Raw genomic sequence first — 21,715 nt, 5'->3', positions numbered from 1 at the left:
ACCTATTCCCTATCCTTCGGGAACACCGGCAGGTCTTCATCATGTGGGGATAAGTCTTGTGGCAACCAGCAATCCGGTGCTAACGCGCGTTGCGAAAGTGCGGATAACTGCTGCAAAAATTGGCGGCGGGGGATCTCTCTCGCACCCAGCGACGCAGTGTGAGGGTTGAGCACCTGACAGTCAATCAGTTCTCCTCCATTGCGGGAAAAATGTTGGCAAAAAAGCATAAGCGCGCACTTAGAGGCATTCTCCCGCCGGCTGAACATCGACTCACCGCAAAATAATCCGCCGACAGAAACGCCGTACAAACCGCCAACCAGTTCATCACCTTCCCAGACTTCAACCGAGTGCGCGCGTCCGGCTTCATGCAATTCCTGATAACCACGCTGCACCAGCGGCCCGATCCAGGTGCCATCTTCACGCTGCATGGCGCACGCATGGATCACCTGCTCAAATTGCTGGTTGAGGGTGAAACGAAACGGCATCTTGCGCATAAAACGTTTCAGACTGCGGCTGGCGTGGCGTTCTCCCGGGACCAAAATTGCGCGGGGGTCAGGTGACCACCAGAGGATCATTTCCCCCGGCTCGAACCAGGGGAAAATGCCATGCTGGTACGCGGAAAGCAGGCGGGGAGCGGTAAGATCGCCCCCGATAGCCAGCAGGCCATTCGGCTCCTGCAATGCGGTTTCAGGTTCCGGGAAATTCAATGAATTGGCCTCAAGCTTAACTAACCGCATAGATCTCCTTATCCGGCGGACACGTCCGCCGTAAAACCACAAACAACCCCGTCAGGCGCGGGCAAGGAACCTTGCATAACGACTTTGTGCCGCGGTTAACGTCTGGTGATCGCCTTGTTCCACAATCTGCCCCTCTTCCATAACACATATCCTGTCGAGGGCTTCCAGACCGTGCAAACGGTGCGTCACTAAGAGTAGCGTCTTATTCTGACAATGCTTGTGCAGCAGTGCCAAAATGTGTTGTTCCGTTTCTGCATCCAGCCCTTCCGTGGGTTCATCCAGCAACCACAGTGGCGCGTCATGTAACAAAGCTCGCGCCAGCCCGATACGACGCTGTTCGCCGCCGGAAAGCTGACGTCCGCCTTCACCGAGCCAGGCATTCAGGCCTTCGTTTTCCAGCAGGACATGTAAATCAACTTGTTTCAGAGCATCGGCGATTTGTTCGTCGGTGCTCTGCGGCGATGCCATGCGCAGGTTTTCGCGCAGCGTGGTGTTAAAGACGTGCGCACGCTGGCTGACGACGGTGATCATTTTGCGCAGTGTCGCTTCATCATAATCAGCAACCGGATGACCGTTGATTTCCAACGTACCGTTGCTGATATCCCAGGCGCGAGTCAGCAGTTGCAGCAGGGTGGATTTGCCACAACCGGTCTGACCAAGCAGGGCGATGTGCTCACCGGCACGGACATCCAGATTGATATTTTTCAGCACCGGCAAGGGTTGCCCCGGATAGCTGAAAGTCACATTTTTCAGCGACAGACTAACCCGTTCACCGGCCAGCGGGCCCTGAGACGGGAAGGTCACATCTGCGGGCTGGTCGATGATCTGGCTGACGCGCTGAGCTGAGGCGATAACCTGCCCGAGATGCTGGAATGCGGCGGCTACAGGTCCCAGCGCTTCGAATGCCGCCAGCGGGGTGAAGACAAACAGTGCGATCAGTGCGCCCGGTTGCGGGAACTGGTTGATACCACCGGCAGCCAGCCATAGCATCAGTGTGACGGTCAGACCGGCCGCCGCGATCACCATTGCCTGAGACAGGCCCGTGAGTTTTGCCTGCTGCTGCTGGCGCAACATCCAACGCTGTTCGATATCATTGAGTTGCTGGCGGAACCGCGACTGAGCGCCGAAAACCACCAGTTCAGACTGCCCCTGTAACCACGATGTCAGTTGCATCCGGTAGTTACTGCGCAGCGCCGTCAGTTCACGTCCGGCAGGTTTTCCCGCGCGGTAGAAAATCACCGGCAGGAGCAGCATCAGCACCAGCATAATCGCGCCCAGCGTCAGCGCCAGTTTCACGTCGAGGAAGCTCAGGCCGAAGGTCACCAGAATGATCACCACCAGCGCACTCACCAGCGGAGAAATGACCCGCAGATATAAGTGATCGAGCGTATCGACATCGGCGACCAGGCGGTTAAGCAGGTCAGCCTGACGGAAATGTGCAATTCCCCCTGGTGACAGCGGCAGAATTTTTGTGAATGTAAACACCCGCAAATGCGCCAGCACACGGAAGGTCGCGTCGTGGCTGACCAGACGTTCAGCATAGCGGCCTGCGGTACGAAATATCGCAGCACCGCGCACACCGGCTGCGGGCAGCATATAGTTGAAGCTGTATAAACCGGCGACACCGGCCACTGCCGAGGCTGCCAGGAACCAGCCAGAGAGCGTCAGCAGACCGATGCTCGCCAGTAAGGTGACGATGGCCAGAATGACACCCAGTGACAGACGGAACCCGTGGCGGCGGTACAGGGCGAGATAAGGCAGAAGGGTTTTCATCATTAAAGCTCCTTATTCCGCCGGGAAAGCAGACTGGCGAATAAACCGTTCTGAGTCACCAGTTGCGCGAAGGTGCCACGCTCAGCGATCAGGCCTTTCTCCATCACCCAGATTTCGTCGTAGTCACGGGTATCTTCCAGTTGATGCGTTACAAGCAGTGAAGTCTGCGCTTTTGAGGCTTCGCTCAGCGCGCTCATTACACGTTTTTCGCTGTGCGCATCCAGGCTGGCGGTCGGCTCATCGAGAAGTAACAAACTGCATGGTGAGAGCAGGGCGCGGGCAACGGCGACGCGTTGCGCCTGTCCGATAGATAACCGCGCAGCACTGTCACCCAGTTCAGTTTCCAGCCCCAGCGGTAACAAGGGTAGAAATTCATTCACATACGCACGTTCAATGGCGGACTGAAGCTGTTCGTCACTGACCTCCGGCTGATTAAGCAGAATGTTGGCGCGCAGGGTAAGTTCGGGCAGATACGGGTTCTGGCCCACCCAGCTCAGCTGTTTACGCCATTCGTCACTACGCAATGATTTCAGTTCAATACCGCTGGCAGTAAGGGAACCCTGGTAAGGCAGGAAGCCCAGCAGGGCGTTGAGCAGGGAGCTTTTCCCCGCGCCGCTCAGGCCGACAATCGCGATACGTTGTCCGGTCTGAATGCTAAACGTTAACGGACCGGCCAGCGTTTTGCCTTGCGGTGACTGAATAATGACGTCGCGGGCTGCCAGTGCCACTGTCTGCCCGGCTGGCCAGGGTTGCTCGCCGTCACCCATATCGGCACTTTCTGCGCTCAGAAACGTGACTAAACTTTCTGCTGCGCCGATGGCTTGCGCTTTGGCGTGGTAAAACGCGCCCAGATCACGCAGAGGCTGGAAAAACTCAGGGGCAAGTATCAGTACCAGAAAGCCAGCGAACAGGGTCACAGGCGTGCCGTAACTGCCAAAATTGAGTTCACCGAGATAGGAGAAGCCGAAGTAAACCGCGACAACGGCGATAGAAATAGAGGCGAAGAATTCGAGTACAGCGGAAGATAAAAAGGCCAGACGCAGAACGTCCATCGTGCGGGCGCGGAAGTTTTCAGTTGAACGCTTAATCTGGTCGATTTCCGCTGTGCCGCGATGGAAAAGGCGAAGCGTATCAAGACCGCGCAGGCTGTCGAGAAAATTCCCACTCAGACGCGCCAGCGCGACAAAGTTACGACGGTTCGCATCAGCGGCCCCCATACCGACCAGTGCCATAAACAGCGGGATCAGCGGCGCTGTCACCAGCAAAATAAGCCCGGCGGCCCAGTTAATCGGGAAAATACTGACCAGAATGAGGAGGGGAATAATACCTGCGAGAGCGATCTGCGGCAGATAACGGGAATAGTAATCCTGCATATCTTCGATTTGTTCAAGAATAATGCTGGCCCAACTGCCAGCCGGTTTTCCCTGGATCCAGGCAGGTCCCAGCTTCTCGAGACGATCCAGCACCAGCTTGCGCATTTCCTGACGGATAACACGTCCGCAAATAAAGCCCACCTGTTCACGCAGCCAGGTGACCACAGCGCGCAGAACAAACGTCAGCGCCATTAACAGGAAACTTTGCAGCAGGGCATCACGCGGTGTGTGGTCAATGATCAGGCTGTGCAGTAATCCGGCCATCAGCCAGGCTTGCGCGAGGATCAGCAAACCGGAAAGTAAACCCAGCATCATAGACAGACGGATCCAGCCTTTGGCGCGTGAGCTTTGTTGTTTTAACCAGCGGATAAGTTCTTGTTGTCGTGTTTTATTCATCAGGCATCAGTCTGTGCAGCAATCCGGATGGGAGGGCGCTCATGTTACATGCTTGGCTCAACACTGAAAACAATAAGGCGGCAATTAAGCCGCCTTATTCGTTACTCTTTGTATGGACTCTTGGTCCGATAACTAGCCGCAGGCGTAATTATAAATCCGGGGCTTGAGATAAACCGTCCAGATAGCGTTCTGCATCCAGTGCGGCCATACAACCGGTTCCGGCAGAAGTGATCGCCTGACGGTAGATATGATCCATAACATCGCCCGCTGCGAAGACGCCCGGAATACTGGTCTGGGTGGCGTTGCCATGAGAGCCGGACTGCACTTTGATGTAGCCATCTTTCAGTTCCAGCTGGCCTTCAAAAATGCCGGTATTCGGGCTGTGGCCGATAGCAATGAACACGCCCGCCACATCCACTTGCGATTTCTCATCAGTGCGCACGTCGAGCAGGCTCGCGCCTGTCACACCCATCTGATCGCCGACCACTTCATTCAGGGTCTTATGGGTATGCAGAACGATATTGCCGCTGGCCACTTTGTCATTCAGACGATCCACCAGAATTTTTTCTGCACGGAAGTTGTCACGACGGTGAATCAGATGCACTTCAGAGGCAATATTGGCCAGATAAAGAGCTTCTTCAACAGCGGTGTTGCCACCGCCGACAACCGCGACTTTCTGGTTGCGATAGAAGAAGCCATCACAGGTTGCGCAGGCTGACACGCCGCGACCTTTAAAAGCTTCTTCAGAAGGCAGACCGATATAACGTGCTGAAGCGCCGGTTGCGATGATCAGCGCGTCACAGGTGTATTCACCGCTGTCACCAGTCAGGCGGAACGGACGGTTCTGCAAATCGACTTTGTTGATGTGGTCGAAAATGATCTCAGTATTAAATTTGGTGGCATGCTCATGCATACGTTCCATTAAGCCCGGACCGGTCAGGCCCTCCGGATCACCTGGCCAGTTTTCCACTTCGGTAGTGGTGGTCAGCTGACCGCCTTTTTCCACACCGGTAATTAATACCGGATTGAGGTTTGCACGCGCAGCATAAACCGCTGCGGTATAACCCGCCGGACCGGAACCCAAGATCAATAACTTACTGTGTTTAACCGTACTCATGCGTAATTCATCTCCGCGATGGCGACAAGCGATAAACCGATTGTAGGGAAAACGGCGCAGTAAAAAAAGTAAACTCAGATGTTGTTAACGATTTGTCTGATAGTTTTTACTGCGTAACCCGCGTAAAAAGGATTTCGCCAATATTGATGAGGCAGATAACTGTTTGATGGATAGGATGAAAAACCAGCATTCCGGCGACCGATCGTTGTGAACGTTGTTCATCAGAACGCGTTAATTTAGCCACAATTCAGGATTGTTTGTAGGGATTTGGCCGAAATAATGGGTGAGATGCGTTGTTATTGTTCATAGATAAAAGACAGCTAAAAAGGGGGCGTCCGCTTTTCAATCTGGCACGTTCTTCTGATTTTGCTTCTTTTACTTTGACAATCCGCTGTGCATTTGCGAAAACATCAGGGGAAGAAGAAATTAACTGCCTGTCTGTGACTTGAATTTATGCAATTGGCTGCTACGGACCCGTCCTGGTATTGCTTTTTGGTTTTTATGTCGCAGCAGGGTTTAGTGAATCAGGTTGGTGGTTTTCAATCTATTAATTTCACAAGGTTATTTCTTTTGAGTATCCGTTTTATGGCCGTGTTCCTTTTGACAGGGGATCAACGCGGCTTTTGGATGCGTAAACCTTAATCATCGGGTCTTCGCTTGGGACAACCCTTAGACATTGAAGTTGGCTGGGGTATGGCAGGTGCAGGGAAGGACAGCAGAGAGACAATAATAATGGTAGACAACAAAAAACGTCCGGGAAAAGATCTCGACCGTATTGACCGTAACATCCTCAACGAATTGCAAAAGGATGGCCGGATTTCAAACGTCGAGCTTTCCAAACGTGTGGGATTATCTCCAACTCCATGTCTGGAGCGCGTTCGTCGTCTTGAACGTCAGGGCTTCATCAATGGTTATACTGCATTGCTCAACCCGCATTATCTGGACGCATCGTTGCTGGTATTTGTTGAGATTACCCTCAATCGCGGCGCCCCGGATGTGTTTGAACAGTTCAATGCGGCAGTACAAAAACTCGAAGATATTCAGGAGTGTCATCTGGTTTCAGGGGACTTCGACTACCTGTTGAAAACCCGCGTACCTGATATGTCTGCTTACCGTAAGCTGTTAGGTGAGACTTTACTTCGTCTGCCAGGTGTTAACGACACCCGCACCTACGTGGTGATGGAAGAAGTGAAACAGACAAATCGCCTGGTCATTAAGACCCGGTAATTGTTCTGGTGCAAAACCTTGTCATTTTAGCTACACTCCTGTGTATCTATACAGCTATGGCGCCGGGGAGTCTCGGCGCTGTTGCTTTTTCTCAGTTCACAGGAACCTGGAGAGCCTTTCTTGAGCCAGGAATATACAGAAGATAAAGAAGTTACCCTGAAAAAACTGAGCAATGGCCGCCGTCTTCTGGAGGCTTTGCTGGTTGTGGTAGCGATTTTTGCTGCTTATTTAATGGCGGCATTGGTGAGTTTTAACCCCTCTGATCCAAGCTGGTCTCAGACAGCCTGGCATGGGCCAATTCATAACTGGGGCGGTGGTGTAGGTGCATGGATGGCCGACACGCTGTTCTTCATCTTTGGCGTATTTGGTTACGCTATTCCACCTATTATTCTGTGTCTCTGCTGGGCGGCTTTCCGTCAGCGGGATAAACAGGATTTCGTCGATTATTTTGCCCTTTCGCTGCGCCTTATTGGCACGCTGGCGCTCATTGTCACGTCTTGTGGTCTTGCTGCCGTCAATGTTGATGACCTGTATTACTTCGCTTCCGGCGGTGTAATCGGCAGTTTGCTCAGTACCGCAATGACACCTTACTTTAATAATGTGGGGGCGACTCTGGTGCTGTTATGCGTCTGGGCTGCGGGCCTGACCTTATTTACCGGCTGGTCCTGGTTGACGATCGCCGAAAAGATCGGTGGTGCCGTGCTGGGTGTAACGAATATCGTGACCAACCGGTCCCGTCGTGACGATGATTATGATTACGACGAGGAGGACGCTCCGCTACTGGAAGACGATGACGCAAAACCGGCTGCTAAAGTCGCGCCGGCCGTCGCTGCTGCAGCGGCTCCTGCAACTGCCGCCGCTTCCGAAGCTGATGAAGATGACGTGCTGTTCTCTGCGCCTTCGGTGAATGAACCTGTGGCGCAGGCCTCTTCTGAGGCTACCGCACCTGCTGCGAGCGCGGCTGTTGCTGAACCGGTACAGGCAGCGGATCCTTATGCTGCTGAGCCGCCGGTTGCTAATATTTCACCGCAGCCAGCACCGGCAACGGCCATTCCGCCGTTATACAATTTCGAGATCCCGGAAGAAACACCAGTTCCGCGCCATCCGCAGCCCGTTCAGCAATCGCCTTCACCAGCGCCAGTTGAGCGCAGAGAGGAAGATGGTCCGAGTCTGGGCAACTGGCAAACTGCCGTGGAGCATTCCCGTTCTCCGTTTGATTTCAGTTCAGCAGTGCCTGATGCCGCTCAGGCGGCCAGCGTGGCGGCCACCGCAGCACTGGCGACCGGCCTTGCACAGGCAGGGCAGTCCACGGCATCTTCCGCTGGTAACACCTTTATGCCAGCCTTCAGTGCTGTGAGCGATGAAAATCCACAGGTGAAAAAAGGCTTTGGCCCTGAGTTGCCGCGTCCTAATCCGGTGCGTATACCTACACGCCGTGAGCTGGCCTCGTATGGCATCAAGCTGCCTTCTCAGCGTATGGCAGAACAGCAGGAACAGGCACAGTCTGCGACGCATAGCGATCCACAGATCCAGGCAGACGTAGAAGCGCTACAGGAAGCAGCATTGCAGCAGGCGTTTGCCGCTCAGCAACAAGAGCGCTATGGCGATGCGGTCACTGAAAATGAACCTGATGAAGAAACTGCCTTGCAGGAAGCCGAATTGCGCAATGCGTTTGCTGCGCGTGAGCAGGCCCGCTATCAGCAGGATGTCGAACCGCTAAGCGGCGTGGTACAGCATCATCATTCACAAAATCAGCAGACTGAATTACCGGCTGTTGCTGATGATTTTGCCGCTGAAGCCATGAAACTCAGCCAGCATGATGCGTTCAGCTTCTCACCAATGGCTGACCTGGTGGACGATACGCCTTCTGAACCGCTGTTTACATTGCCGGCACAAGCGGAAGAAGAACCGCAGCCTGCAACGTTTGCACAACAACCTTATCAGCGCGCTACGTCTTCTGAGCCCGTACAGCATGCGCAGGAATATGAGGCTCCACGACAGTCTTCGCCATCGGCGCAGCCTGATATGGATAGCCTGATCCATCCGTTCCTTATGCGTAATGAACAGCCGCTGGTGAAACCGACCACACCGCTGCCATCACTGGATTTGCTGACCTCACCGCCGGCTGAAGCTGAGCCTGTGGATGAGTTCGCGCTGGAACAGATGGGAAATTTGATCGAAGCGCGTCTGAATGATTACCGCATTAAAGCCGATGTCGTGGGGAAATTGCCGGGGCCGGTGATTACCCGTTTCGAACTGGATCTGGCGCCGGGCGTGAAAGCTGCACGTATTTCTAACCTTTCGCGTGACCTTGCCCGTTCATTGTCTGCGGTTGCGGTGCGTGTTGTGGAAGTGATCCCGGGCAAACCGTATGTCGGCCTGGAATTACCAAACAAGAAGCGCCAGACGGTATATCTGCGCGAAGTGCTGGACTGTGCGAAATTTAAAGAAAGTACGTCGCCGCTGACAATTGTGCTGGGTAAAGATATTTCAGGTGAGCCGGTTATCGCCGATCTGGCGAAAATGCCTCACTTGCTGGTGGCCGGTACGACCGGTTCCGGTAAGTCCGTCGGCGTTAACGCCATGATTCTGAGTATGCTGTACAAGTCTAAACCTGAAGATGTGCGCTTCATTATGATCGACCCGAAAATGCTCGAATTGTCGGTGTATGAAGGTATTCCACATCTGCTGACCGAAGTCGTTACTGACATGAAAGATGCAGCCAATGCGCTGCGCTGGTGTGTCGGTGAAATGGAACGTCGCTATAAACTGATGTCGGCGCTGGGTGTGCGTAACCTTGCCGGTTACAATGAACGTGTTCTGGAAGCGGAGGCGATGGGACGTCCCATTCCTGATCCGTTCTGGAAGCCGGGCGATGGCATGGCTGCTGAGCCGCCGTATCTGCAGAAAGAACCGTTTATCGTGGTGCTGGTCGATGAGTTTGCCGACCTGATGATGACCGTGGGTAAAAAAGTTGAAGAGCTGATTGCGCGCCTGGCCCAGAAAGCCCGTGCGGCAGGTATTCACCTGGTTCTGGCGACCCAGCGTCCTTCTGTCGATGTTATTACCGGTCTGATTAAAGCCAACATTCCGACCCGAATTGCCTTTACAGTTTCGAGTAAAATTGACTCCCGCACCATTCTGGATCAGGGCGGCGCAGAATCACTGCTGGGGATGGGGGACATGCTGTATATGGCACCAAACTCCTCGATTCCGGTGCGTGTTCACGGTGCTTTTGTCCGCGACCAGGAAGTGCATGCGGTGGTTCAGGACTGGAAAGCGCGCGGTCGTCCAAAATACATCGAAAGCATTGTTTCCGGTGGTGAAGATGGTGAGGGTGGCGGTTTAGGGCTGGACGGTGATGAAGAGCTCGATGCGCTGTTTGATCAGGCGGTTGCGTTCGTAGTCGATAAACGCCGTGCGTCGATTTCGGGTGTTCAGCGTCAGTTCCGTATCGGTTACAACCGTGCGGCGCGCATTGTTGAGCAAATGGAAGCGCAGGGCATTGTCAGTACGCCGGGTCATAACGGTAACCGCGAAGTGTTGGCACCACCGTCACACGAGTAAACCCAGCCGGTTTGCCTGCATTTGTTAAGAAGGGTCGCGAATGCGACCCTTGTGCAAAGATGCGTAAAACTATTGTTTTTCAGATGAATGAGCTACCGCCGGGGCGCTGCCTCGGATAGAGTTCGCACCATACGTCTTTTGCCTGTGTAAAAGGCATCGTCTGAAGTTTATGGATTTCTGAGGTAAGTATAAGAATGAAAAAATTGTTAATGGTAGGGTGTTTACTGACCGCATTTACCTCTGCTTCCGTTTTAGCGGATGCCAGCAGTGATCTCAAATCTCGTCTGGGTAAGCTCAATACTTTCCATGCCAGCTTCACGCAGACGGTAACCAGCGATGATGGTGCAGCCGTTCAGCAGGGCGAAGGTCAGTTGTGGGTGAAACGTCCAAACCTGTTTAACTGGCATATGACTACGCCGGATGAGAGCATTTTAGTTTCCGACGGTAAAACCCTATGGTTCTATAACCCGTTCGTTGAACAAGTCACGGCAACCTGGCTTAAAAATGCCACCGGCAACACGCCGTTCATGCTGATCACGCGTAATGATAGCAGTGACTGGGCAAAATATAACGTGAAACAGAAAGGCGATGACTTTGAATTAACGCCGAAAGCTGCGACCGGTAATCTGAAACAATTTGCGATCAATGTGACCCCTTCAGGCACTATCAAAAGCTTCACTGCCGTTGAACAGGACGGGCAGAAAAGTGCTTATACCCTGAAAGGTGAGCAAAATGCGTCTGTTGATGATGCCAAGTTTAAATTTACTCCGCCGCAGGGTGTGACGGTGGACGACCAGCGTCAGTGAGGTTAGTTTGAGTAATCTGTCACTCGATTTTTCCCAAAATGAATTCCAGCCACTGGCCGCCAGAATGCGGCCAGTCACTCTTGCAGAATATATTGGACAGCAGCATCTGTTAGCGCCGGGCAAACCTCTGCCGCGGGCCATTGAAGCAGGGCAATTGCATTCGATGATTTTGTGGGGGCCGCCGGGTACCGGGAAAACGACGCTGGCAGAACTGATTGGCCGGTATGCAAACGCCGATGTTGAGCGTATATCTGCGGTCACATCCGGTGTTAAAGATATTCGGGAAGCGATTGAGCGAGCCCGGCAGAATCGCGATGCCGGGCGTCGTACCATTTTGTTCGTTGATGAAGTCCATCGCTTTAACAAAAGTCAGCAGGACGCTTTCCTGCCGCACATTGAAGATGGCACCATTACATTTATTGGTGCGACCACCGAAAACCCTTCTTTCGAACTCAATTCCGCATTGCTGTCTCGCGCTCGTGTGTATTTACTTAAATCACTGACGGCTGAAGATATCGAGAAAGTGATTGATCAGGCACTGAGTAATTCTGAGCGCGGTTACGCCAATGAGAAAATCCGTGTTCCGCCGGAAACCCGCCGGATGCTTTCGGAGCTGGTGAATGGCGACGCGCGCCGGGCGCTGAACAGTATTGAAATGATGGCCGATATGGCGGAAATCGACGCCAATGGTTACAGGACACTCACGCCGGAATTACTCACTGAGATTGCCGGTGAACGCAGTGCGCGCTTCGACAATAAAGGCGATCGTTTTTACGATTTAATCTCTGCATTGCATAAATCAGTGCGGGGTTCTTCGCCTGATGCGGCGCTTTACTGGTATGCCCGAATCATCACCGCCGGTGGTGATCCGTTGTATGTCGCCCGACGTTTGTTGGCGATTGCTTCAGAAGATGTCGGGAATGCCGATCCACGGGGCATGCAGGTGGCGCTCGCTGCCTGGGATTGTTTTACCCGTGTTGGCCCGGCTGAAGGTGAGCGTGCGATTGCCCAGGCGATTGTGTATCTGGCCTGTGCACCGAAAAGTAATGCTGTATACACCGCATTCAAATCTGCCATGCGTGATGCACGCGAAATGGCAGATTTTGATGTGCCGGAACATTTGCGTAATGCGCCTACCAAACTGATGAAAGAAATGGGGCTTGGTGCTGAGTATCGTTATGCGCATGACGAACCGAATGCATATGCGGCGGGAGAGGATTATTTCCCGCCTGAAATGGCCCGTACGCAGTATTATTACCCGACATCACGCGGGCTTGAAGGCAAGATCGGCGAAAAGTTGGCATGGCTTGCCGAACAAGATCAAAATAGCCCGACAAAACGCTACCGCTAATTTTATCGTTGCGGTAAGGTTACCGTGATAACTCTTTGACACGCTGCCATTTCAGACAGCGTGCATCATCAAATTAACATTCAATAACGACACGTACAGGATTAGCATGCTGGATCCCAATCTGCTGCGTAATGAGCTAGACGCAGTTGCAGAAAAACTCGCTCGCAGAGGTTTTAAACTCGATGTGGAAACGCTGCGTTCTCAGGAAGAACGCCGCAAAGTCTTGCAGGTAGAAACGGAAACTCTACAGGCTGAACGTAACTCCCGATCGAAATCTATCGGTCAGGCAAAAGCCCGTGGCGAAGACATCGAACCCCTGCGTCTGGAAGTGAATACGCTGGGTGAGAAGCTGGATGCAGCGAAAGCTGAACTGGATGCATTGCAAAATGACATCCGCGATATCGCTTCTGCTATTCCAAACATGCCTGATGACTCCGTGCCTGCCGGTAAAGATGAGAACGATAACCAGGAAGTGAGCCGCTGGGGCACGCCGCGTCAGTACGATTTCACCGTGCGCGATCACGTATCGCTGGGCGAAATGGCTGGCGGCCTGGATTTTGCCGCTGCCGTTAAACTGACGGGTGCGCGTTTTGTCGTGATGAAAGGGCAAATCGCCCGTATGCATCGCGCGCTGTCGCAGTTCATGCTCGATCTGCACACAGAGCAACACGGTTATCTGGAAACCTATGTTCCCTATCTGGTCAATCAGGAAACGTTGTACGGTACCGGTCAGTTGCCTAAGTTTGGCGAAGACCTGTTCCATACCAAACCCCTGGATGAAGAGGCGGGCAGCAGTAACTATGCGCTGATCCCGACGGCGGAAGTGCCGCTGACCAACCTGACCCGTGATGAAATTCTTGAAGAAGAATCTCTGCCACTGAAGATGACAGCGCATACGCCATGTTTCCGTTCAGAAGCCGGTTCGTATGGTCGTGATACCCGTGGTCTGATCCGCATGCACCAGTTTGACAAAGTTGAGATGGTGCAAATCGTTCGTCCTGAAGATTCAATGGACGCACTGGAAGAACTGACCGGCCATGCAGAAAAGGTGCTTCAGCTGCTGAATTTGCCATACCGCAAAGTTTTGTTGTGTACCGGCGATATGGGCTTTGGCTCTTGCAAAACCTACGATCTGGAAGTTTGGTTGCCAGCGCAGGATACATACCGTGAAATCTCCTCATGCTCCAACATGGGTGATTTCCAGGCCCGTCGTATGCAGGCGCGTTGCCGCAACAAAACCGATAAAAAACCACGTCTGGTTCATACCCTGAATGGTTCTGGTTTGGCTGTAGGCCGTACACTGGTCGCCGTGCTGGAAAACTACCAACAAGCTGATGGCCGTATCGAAGTGCCGGAAGTATTACGTCCGTACATGGGCGGTTTAGAATATATCGGTTAATCCCGTTATATCTGCACTAACATAGCGAAAAGCGCCTTAGGGCGCTTTTTTTTATGCATGAAATCATGCGTTACGTTACGAATTCCGTATTTCTTTCTCTTCAACCCCGCCTTTTTTGATAGCAGACAAGGTTTCGTACCCCCTAATAAGTAGTATCCATGCTGTTTGAGTGGGTATTGCCTCATTACCGGAGCGAAAAATGTCGGAAATCAAATCAGAAATCACCACGCTAAAAAGTGGTATCAGCCGCCGGACACTGATCAAAACATCAACGCTGGCAGGGCTGGCCGTTGCTGCGGATGGCGTATCCCTTCCTTTTAGCCGTAAAGCACTGGCCCAGGGAGTGGGTGAGGCGAAGCATTTAGTCTCCGAAGATAAAGTGGTGTGGGGCGCCTGTTCAGTCAACTGCGGTAGCCGTTGTGCGTTACGTTTGCATGTACGTGATGATGAGGTGTACTGGGTCGAAACAGACAATACCGGGCAGGATATTTACGGTGATCATCAGGTGCGCGCCTGCCTGCGCGGGCGTTCTATCCGCCGCCGCATGAATCATCCGGAGCGCCTGAATTATCCGATGAAGCGCGTCGGCAAGCGCGGTGAAGGTAAGTTTAAACGCATTAGCTGGGAAGAGGCGTTCGATGAAATTGCCAATAACCTGAAGCGTATTGTCGCGAAATACGGCAATGAAGCGGTATATATCAATTACACGTCCGGCATTGTAGGCGGCAACATCACCCGTTCTTCTCCTTACGCTTCGCTGGTTGCCCGCCTGATGAACTGCTATGGCGGTTTTCTCAGTCATTACGGCACTTACAGTACCGCGCAAATCGCCTGCGCCATGCCATACACGTATGGCAGTAACGAGGGCAACAGTACGTCAGATATTGAAAACAGCAAGCTGGTCGTCCTGTTCGGTAACAATCCGGCTGAAACGCGCATGAGTGGCGGCGGTATCACCTATTACCTCGAACAGGCACGCCAGCGTTCCAATGCCCGTATGATCGTGATCGACCCGCGTTATACGGATACTGCTGCAGGTCGGGAAGACGAGTGGATCCCTATTCGTCCGGGGACGGATGCCGCACTGGTGGCTGGCCTTGCGCATGTGCTGATCACTGAGAACATGGTCGACCAACCCTTCCTTGATTCGTATTGTGTGGGCTACGACGAAAAAACCCTGCCTGCGGACGCAACGGCCAACAGTCATTACAAAGCCTATATTCTCGGCCTGGGCGAAGATGCGACGGCAAAGACACCTGAATGGGCGTCCCGCATTACCGGTATTCCGGCCAATCGTATTGTCAAACTGGCCCGCGAAATCGGTCAGGCAAAACCCGCCTATATCTCTCAGGGCTGGGGTCCACAGCGTCAGGCCAACGGTGAACTGACGTCCCGAGCCATCGCTATGTTGCCGATTTTAACCGGCAATGTTGGCATTAATGGCGGCAATAGTGGCGCACGTGAATCCACTTATACCATCACCATTGAACGCATGCCCGTGCTGGAAAATCCGGTCAAAACACAGATTTCCTGTTTTAGCTGGACTGATGCCATTGCCCGTGGCCCGCAGATGACTGCCACGAAAGATGGCGTGCGCGGCAAAGACAAACTGGATGTGCCGATCAAATTCATCTGGAACTATGCCGGTAATACCATCACCAACCAGCATTCCGACATCAATAAAACCCACGATATTCTGCAGGATGACACGCAGTGCGAGATGATCGTCGTGCTGGAAAACTTCATGACCTCCTCGGCGAAGTACGCCGACATCCTGCTGCCTGACCTTATGACCGTCGAGCAGGAAGATATTATTCCAAATGACTACGCCGGAAATATGGGGTATCTGATTTTCATCCAGCCCGCAACGTCCGCTAAGTTCGAACGTAAAGGCATCTACGAGATGATGAGCGAAGTCGCGCGTCGTCTTGGCCCGGATGTTTATAACAAGTTCACCGAAGGCCGTACCCAGCGGGAGTGGTTGCAATATCTGTATGCCAAAATGCTGGCGAAAGACCCGGCATTGCCTGCTTATGAAGAACTACGGCTAATGGGGATATATAAGCGTAAGGATCCTGCCGGGCATTTTGTGGCTTATAAAAAATTCCGTCAGGATCCCCAGGCCAATCCGCTGAAAACACCTTCCGGTAAAATCGAAATTTACTCCTCTGCTCTGGCGAAAATTGCCGGCGAATGGGAGCTGAAAAAAGATGAAACCATTAGTCCGCTGCCGGTATATGCCTCAACCTTTGAAGGCTGGGACGATCCGAAACGTAGCCAGTTTCCGTTGCAGATGTTCGGCTTCCACTACAAAGCCCGCACCCATTCCACATACGGCAATATCGATGTTTTGCAGGCGTCCTGCCGGCAGGAAGTCTGGATTAACCCGATCGATGCCAAAACCCGTGGCATTGAAAACGGTGACAAAGTGAAAGTCTTTAATGACCGCGGTGAAGTGCGTGTAGCGGCAAAAGTCACCCCGCGCATCATACCCGGCGTTGTGGCTATGGGGCAGGGCGCATGGCATCAGGCCAATATGGGTGGTGACCGTATTGACCATGGTGCCTGTATGAACACGCTGACAACCCAACGCCCCTCACCGTTAGCGAAGGGTAATCCTCAGCATACAAATTTGATTCAAATAGAAAAAGTCTAAAGAAGCCACGAGCCACGAGCCAGGGCCCGATGACAGGGTTGTTAAATTTTCGTCCTTCAGATAAGGGCGTTACGGAGTAAGCAATGTCAGATTCAAACAGTAATAAAACCGATTCAGGCGGTGGGATCAGCCGCCGTGACCTGGTTAAGGGAACCACACTCGCCGGTATAGCAGCCGCAGTTGGCGGCATATCGTTGCCGTTCAAATCAATACGTGCGGAAAAGCTACAGGCCCCGGCCAAATCTACAGATGAGAAAATCGTCTGGAGTGCCTGTACTGTTAACTGCGGCAGCCGCTGTCCGTTGCGAATGCACGTCGTTGATAACGAGATCCGCTATGTCGAGACCGACAATACCGGTAATGACAATTATGAAGGACTGCATCAGGTTCGTGCCTGTCTGCGCGGGCGCTCAATGCGTCGTCGTGTTTATAACCCGGACCGTCTGAAGTATCCGATGAAACGCGTGGGCAAACGTGGTGAAGGGAAATTCAAGCCTATCAGCTGGGACGAAGCCTTTGACACCCTGGCGGGCAGCCTTAAAGACATTATTCATCGCTATGGCAATGAAGCGATTTATCTGAATTACGGCACAGGTACGCTGGGTGGCACGATGACGCGTTCATGGCCGCCAGGCAAGACACTGATCGCTCGTCTGATGAACTGCTGCGGTGGTTATCTGAATCATTATGGCGACTACAGTTCAGCGCAAATTGCAGCGGGTCTTAATTATACCTATGGCGGCTGGGCGGACGGCAACAGCCCGTCTGATATCGAAAACAGCAAACTGGTGGTGCTGTTCGGCAATAACCCGGGTGAAACCCGTATGAGCGGTGGCGGGGTGACATATTACCTCGAACAGGCTCGCCAGCGTTCGAACGCCCGTATGATCATTGTGGATCCGCGCTATACCGATACCGGTGCCGGACGCGAAGACGAATGGGTGCCGATCCGTCCGGGTACTGATGGCGCGCTGGCAGCGGCGCTGGCGCACGTCATGATCACTGAAAATCTGGTTGATCAGCCATTCCTCGATAAGTATTGCGTCGGGTATGACGAAAAGACCTTACCGGCGGGTGTGCCTGAGAATGCGCATTACAAGGCTTATATTCTCGGCAAAGGGCCAGACGGTGTAGCGAAAACGCCTGAATGGGCGGCAAAAATCACGGGCATCTCCGTGGATAAAATCGTCAAGCTGGGACGTGAAATCGGACAGGCAAAACCAGCATTTATCACGCAGGGTTGGGGCCCGCAGCGTCACGCTAACGGAGAAATTGCAACCCGTGCAATTGCGATGCTGGCGATCCTTACTGGCAACGTGGGCGTTAACGGTGGCAATTCCGGTGCCCGCGAAGGTTCCTACGAGATCCCGTTTGTACGTATGCCGACGCTGGAAAATCCGGTTCAGACCAGTATTTCTATGTTCCTGTGGACGGATGCGATTGTGCGTGGCCCGCAGATGACCGCCATGAAAGATGGCGTGCGCGGCAAGGATAAACTTGATGTGCCCATTAAGTTTATCTGGAACTACGCTGGTAACTGTTTGATCAATCAGCATTCAGATATTAACCGCACCCATGACATTCTGCAGGATGACAAACAGTGTGAAATGATTGTGGTGATTGATAACCACATGACCTCGTCAGCAAAATACGCAGATATTATCCTGCCAGACTGCACGGCCTCTGAGCAGATGGATTTCTGTCTCGATGCCTCGTGCGGCAACATGGATTATGTGATTTTTGCCGATCAGGCGATTACGCCACGTTTCCAGTGCAAGAACATCTATGAAATGACCAGCGAGCTTTCCCGCCGCATGGGGGTAGAGCAGCAGTTCACCGAAGGCCGTACGCAGGAAGAATGGTTGCGTCATCTGTATCAGCAGTCACGTGAAGCGCTGCCAGAACTGCCAGATTTCGAGACCTTCCGCAAACAGGGCATATTCAAAAAACGTGACCCCGACCAGCATCATGTGGCTTACAAAGCATTCCGTGAAAATCCTGCGGCCAATCCGCTGAGTACGCCGTCCGGTAAAATCGAAATTTACTCTGCTGAACTGGCCAAGATTGCGGCTGAATGGGAACTCTCTAAAGAGGACGTTATTGATCCATTACCGGTGTATGCCGCCGGTTTCGAAAACTATGACGACCCGCTGGCCAGTAAATATCCGTTACAGATGACGGGTTTCCACTACAAAGCGCGTACCCACTCCACTTACGGCAATGTTGATGTACTGAAAGCAGCCTGTCGCCAGGAAATGTGGATCAATCCGATGGATGCCGCACAGCGTGGTATCACCAACGGCGACATGATCCGCATCTTTAACGATCGCGGGGAAGTGCATATAGCCGCCAAAGTGACACCGCGCATGATGCCGGGCGTTGTCGCACTTGGCGAAGGTGCCTGGTATTCCCCTGACAGCAAAAAAATCGACCGTGCGGGCAGCATTAATGTACTGACTTCTCAAAGACCTTCACCGCTGGCGAAAGGTAACCCCTCTCATACCAACCTTGTGCAAGTGGCTAAGGTTTAACGGAGTAAATCATGACAACTCAATATGGTTTTTATATTGACTCAAGCCGCTGCACAGGGTGCAAAACCTGTGAACTGGCATGCAAGGACTTCAAAAATTTAACCCCGGACGTGAGTTTCCGCCGTATCTATGAATATGCTGGCGGCGACTGGCAAAAAGACGGAGATGGCTGGCATCAGAATGTCTTCGCCTATTATTTGTCAATTTCCTGTAACCATTGTGCGGATCCCGCCTGCACCAAGGTCTGTCCGAGTGGCGCGATGCATAAGCGTGAAGACGGTTTTGTGGTCGTAAACGAAGATATCTGTATTGGCTGTCGTTATTGCCATATGGCGTGTCCGTATGGCGCGCCGCAATACAATGAAGCCAAAGGTCACATGACCAAATGTGACGGATGCTACGAACGCATTGCTGAAGGTAAAAAACCGATTTGTGTTGAATCCTGCCCGCTGCGTGCGTTGGATATGGCGCCAATCGAAGAACTGCGTGCGAAATACGGTGAACTGGCTGAAGTGGCACCGTTGCCGGCTTCACATTTCACTCACCCAAATATCGTCATTAAACCCAATGCGAATTGCCGTCCTGTAGGCGATACCACGGGTTATCTGGCTAACCCGAAGGAGGTTTGAGATGGGAAACGGATGGCATGAATGGCCTTTGATGGTCTTTACGGTTCTGGGGCAATGTGTCGTTGGCGCATTTATTGTGCTTGCCATTGCGTTGCTGACTCAGCGCAGTAGGGAAGAATACCGCCAGATCCATCTCTCGATGTTCTTTTTGTGGGTGTTGATGGCGATCGCTTTCATCGCCTCGGTTCTGCATCTGGGGTCACCGCTGCGGGCATTCAATTCGCTTAACCGGCTGGGCGCGTCGCCGCTGAGCAACGAAATTGGCAGCGGCTCGCTCTTCTTTGCGCTGGGCGGGATTTACTGGCTGCTGGCGATGATCAACAAGATGCCACGCGTGCTCGCTAAAATCTGGTTAATCGTGACCATGCTGGCAGGTGTTGGATTCGTCTTCGCGATGTGTCGTGTGTATGCAATCAATACTGTGCCAACCTGGGACAATGCGTATACCGCGTTTCATTTTGGCCTGACGGTACTGATTGGCGGACCGGTTCTGGGCTACCTGCTGCTGCGTGGTGCTAATATTAATGGTTGTGCGCTACGTCTGCTGCCGGTCATCAGCTTTGTGTCACTGGTCGTGAGTATGGCTGTTGTTGTTATGCAAAGCGCCAGTCTGGCAGGCATCAGCAGTTCCGTTCAGGCTGCGTCAGCGCTTATCCCACAATACGGTGTGTTGTCGGTGTGGCGGCTGGTGCTGGTTGTTCTTGGACTGGGCTGCTGGTTCTGTCCGCTTATACTGCGTAAACGACCTGCACTGGCCTCAATGATACTGGCCTTTGTGCTGGTGTTTGCCGGAGAACTGATTGGTCGGGCGATTTTCTACGGTCTGCATATGACAGTGGGAATGGCAGTGGGCGGCTAATTTCAGGTAGTCAGGTTTATCAGGAGGCACGTCGCCAGTAAGGATGTGCCTCTGCAAAATGAGTTAATTATGTCAGCAGAATCAATTAGTTTAACCGGTAAAGTATTAGGCGCGATGCTGTTTTATCCGCCGAGCTCTCCTGAAGTTAGCGTCTTAATTACGTTACTTGAAAGCAGCGTCTGGACCGAGTCATGGCCATGTGCGAGTGACGAGGCTAAAACTCAGGCGGGAGAAACATTCAGCCAGATTACGGCCGCGTCTGAAAGTCTGGATGACGCGTATCAGCGTCTTTTTATCGGCCCTTATTCGTTACCCGCGCCACCTTGGGGCTCGGTGTATCTGGACAAAGAATCAGTGCTGTTTGGCGATTCAACGCTGGCATTGCGCCAGTGGATGCGTGAAAACGGTATTGAACCCCATCTGGAGCAGGCAGAGCCTGAAGATCACATCGGTTTGCTGCTGATGATGTCTGCATGGTTAGCCGAGAATTCACCTTCTTTGCTGGATGAATTTCTGACAGAGCATTTATTGCCGTGGGCCGGACGCTATTTCGAATTACTCCGTCAGAAAGCAGAACACCCGTTTTATCTCGGAGTGGCCGTACTGGCAGAATCCACACTACAGGGCTGGAAACAACAACGTAGTCTGGAAGCGCCCGTCGTGGATCTGTATTTCTGATGAGCGATTCCCGCGACGCCAGATACTATCGTGCCTGGATGAGCAGCAGAACGGTCAGCCGCCGTGGGTTATTCCGCGGCTTGCTGTCACCGGGCAAACAGGCAATTGAACAGGCGGCACAGCCTTCTGCGAACTTGCTGGCGCGCGTGATTGCCCGTCCGCCTCAGGCCATTGCCGAACCGGTGTTTCAGCAACAATGTGATGGATGCGGACGTTGCGCACAGGCGTGCCCGGTCGGCATTATAAGCATCCAGGGAGGAAAGGCTTCGCTGGCTATCGATTATGCTGAATGTGACTTTTGCGGTGCTTGTACGCAGGCTTGCGAAAGAGAGGCGCTGGATCAGTGTGTGCCAATGGATACTGGTTTGCGTCCGGTTATTTTGTCCCAGTGTCTGGGACGGTTGGATGACTTGTGCCGAATGTGCGAAATTGCCTGTCCGCGCACGGCAATATTTTTTAATCAACAGAATCAACCTTCTGTTGATGACGCAAAATGTAATGGCTGCGGGAAATGCAAACTTGTTTGTTATCATGGTGATATTAACCTGTCTTTAAAGTGTCATTCATCTTAATCATTAAGCTTGATTAGTGTTTTCAATCATTCTTCTCCACTTTG

Annotated in this window: 15 protein-coding genes; 11 read left to right on the top strand and 4 right to left on the bottom strand. The window is 52.7% G+C overall.

Annotation, left to right across the window (positions count from 1 at the left end):
* Nucleotides 1–2: 2 nt before the first annotated feature.
* The 4 genes from aat to trxB all read right to left on the bottom strand — a co-directional run bounded on the left by aat (nucleotide 3) and on the right by trxB (nucleotide 5,396).
* Nucleotides 3–737: a leucyl/phenylalanyl-tRNA--protein transferase gene (gene aat / locus HGO41_RS02745; RefSeq protein WP_013574771.1), complete on the bottom strand. Its 735-nt coding sequence runs from the start codon at nucleotides 735–737 to the stop codon at nucleotides 3–5.
* 51 nt (nucleotides 738–788) lie between these two features.
* Complete coding sequence (gene cydC / locus HGO41_RS02740; protein ID WP_015689577.1) at nucleotides 789–2,510, bottom strand: heme ABC transporter ATP-binding protein/permease CydC; 1,722 nt, start codon at nucleotides 2,508–2,510, stop codon at nucleotides 789–791.
* A 2-nt stretch (nucleotides 2,511–2,512) separates the two neighbouring features.
* Complete coding sequence (gene cydD / locus HGO41_RS02735; RefSeq protein WP_013574773.1) at nucleotides 2,513–4,279, bottom strand: heme ABC transporter permease/ATP-binding protein CydD; 1,767 nt, start codon at nucleotides 4,277–4,279, stop codon at nucleotides 2,513–2,515.
* A 148-nt stretch (nucleotides 4,280–4,427) separates the two neighbouring features.
* Nucleotides 4,428–5,396, bottom strand: a complete 969-nt coding sequence (gene trxB, locus HGO41_RS02730) for a thioredoxin-disulfide reductase (protein WP_015689578.1) — start codon at nucleotides 5,394–5,396, stop codon at nucleotides 4,428–4,430.
* A 732-nt stretch (nucleotides 5,397–6,128) separates the two neighbouring features.
* On the opposite strand from trxB, the gene lrp reads away from it, so the two are divergent.
* From lrp to napF, 11 genes are all read left to right on the top strand, one after another.
* Complete coding sequence (lrp, locus tag HGO41_RS02725) at nucleotides 6,129–6,623, top strand: leucine-responsive transcriptional regulator Lrp (RefSeq protein ID WP_013574775.1); 495 nt, start codon at nucleotides 6,129–6,131, stop codon at nucleotides 6,621–6,623.
* A gap of 120 nt (nucleotides 6,624–6,743) precedes the next feature.
* Complete coding sequence (locus HGO41_RS02720) at nucleotides 6,744–10,190, top strand: DNA translocase FtsK 4TM domain-containing protein (protein WP_250980741.1); 3,447 nt, start codon at nucleotides 6,744–6,746, stop codon at nucleotides 10,188–10,190.
* 194 nt (nucleotides 10,191–10,384) lie between these two features.
* Nucleotides 10,385–10,996: an outer membrane lipoprotein periplasmic chaperone LolA gene (gene lolA, locus HGO41_RS02715; protein WP_013574777.1), complete on the top strand. Its 612-nt coding sequence runs from the start codon at nucleotides 10,385–10,387 to the stop codon at nucleotides 10,994–10,996.
* Nucleotides 10,997–11,003: 7 nt separating this feature from the next.
* A complete protein-coding gene (locus HGO41_RS02710) occupies nucleotides 11,004–12,347 on the top strand; it encodes a replication-associated recombination protein A (protein ID WP_013574778.1) in 1,344 nt (447 codons plus the stop codon).
* 106 nt (nucleotides 12,348–12,453) lie between these two features.
* Nucleotides 12,454–13,746: a serine--tRNA ligase gene (serS, locus tag HGO41_RS02705; protein WP_013574779.1), complete on the top strand. Its 1,293-nt coding sequence runs from the start codon at nucleotides 12,454–12,456 to the stop codon at nucleotides 13,744–13,746.
* A gap of 199 nt (nucleotides 13,747–13,945) precedes the next feature.
* Nucleotides 13,946–16,402, top strand: coding sequence for a selenate/tellurate reductase subunit YnfE (gene ynfE / locus HGO41_RS02700; protein WP_223510375.1), 2,457 nt, complete (start codon nucleotides 13,946–13,948; stop codon nucleotides 16,400–16,402).
* Between the two features lie 83 nt (nucleotides 16,403–16,485).
* Entirely contained in the window at nucleotides 16,486–18,933 is a 2,448-nt protein-coding gene (dmsA, locus tag HGO41_RS02695; protein ID WP_112198016.1) for a dimethylsulfoxide reductase subunit A, read from the top strand.
* An 11-nt stretch (nucleotides 18,934–18,944) separates the two neighbouring features.
* Complete coding sequence (locus HGO41_RS02690; RefSeq protein ID WP_013574782.1) at nucleotides 18,945–19,562, top strand: DMSO/selenate family reductase complex B subunit; 618 nt, start codon at nucleotides 18,945–18,947, stop codon at nucleotides 19,560–19,562.
* A gap of 1 nt (nucleotide 19,563) precedes the next feature.
* Nucleotides 19,564–20,421 carry a dimethyl sulfoxide reductase anchor subunit family protein gene (locus HGO41_RS02685; RefSeq protein WP_013574783.1) on the top strand — a complete coding sequence of 286 codons (858 nt, stop codon included), beginning with the start codon at nucleotides 19,564–19,566 and terminating at the stop codon, nucleotides 20,419–20,421.
* A gap of 69 nt (nucleotides 20,422–20,490) precedes the next feature.
* Nucleotides 20,491–21,099 (top strand): Tat proofreading chaperone DmsD, encoded by a 609-nt coding sequence (gene dmsD, locus HGO41_RS02680; RefSeq protein ID WP_112151145.1) that lies wholly within the window; start codon nucleotides 20,491–20,493, stop codon nucleotides 21,097–21,099.
* The gene (gene napF / locus HGO41_RS02675) at nucleotides 21,099–21,671 is read left to right on the top strand and encodes a ferredoxin-type protein NapF (protein ID WP_112151144.1); all 573 of its coding nucleotides are present in this window, start codon (nucleotides 21,099–21,101) and stop codon (nucleotides 21,669–21,671) included. Before dmsD ends, napF begins: the two co-directional genes overlap by 1 nt.
* Nucleotides 21,672–21,715 lie beyond the last annotated feature (44 nt).

The organism is Rahnella sp. CG8 (assembly GCF_023701875.1).
GTDB classification, from domain to species: domain Bacteria; phylum Pseudomonadota; class Gammaproteobacteria; order Enterobacterales; family Enterobacteriaceae; genus Rahnella; species Rahnella aceris.
Note: the sequence above shows the minus strand (reverse complement) of the source record. Positions and strands in the feature narration are given on the sequence as shown.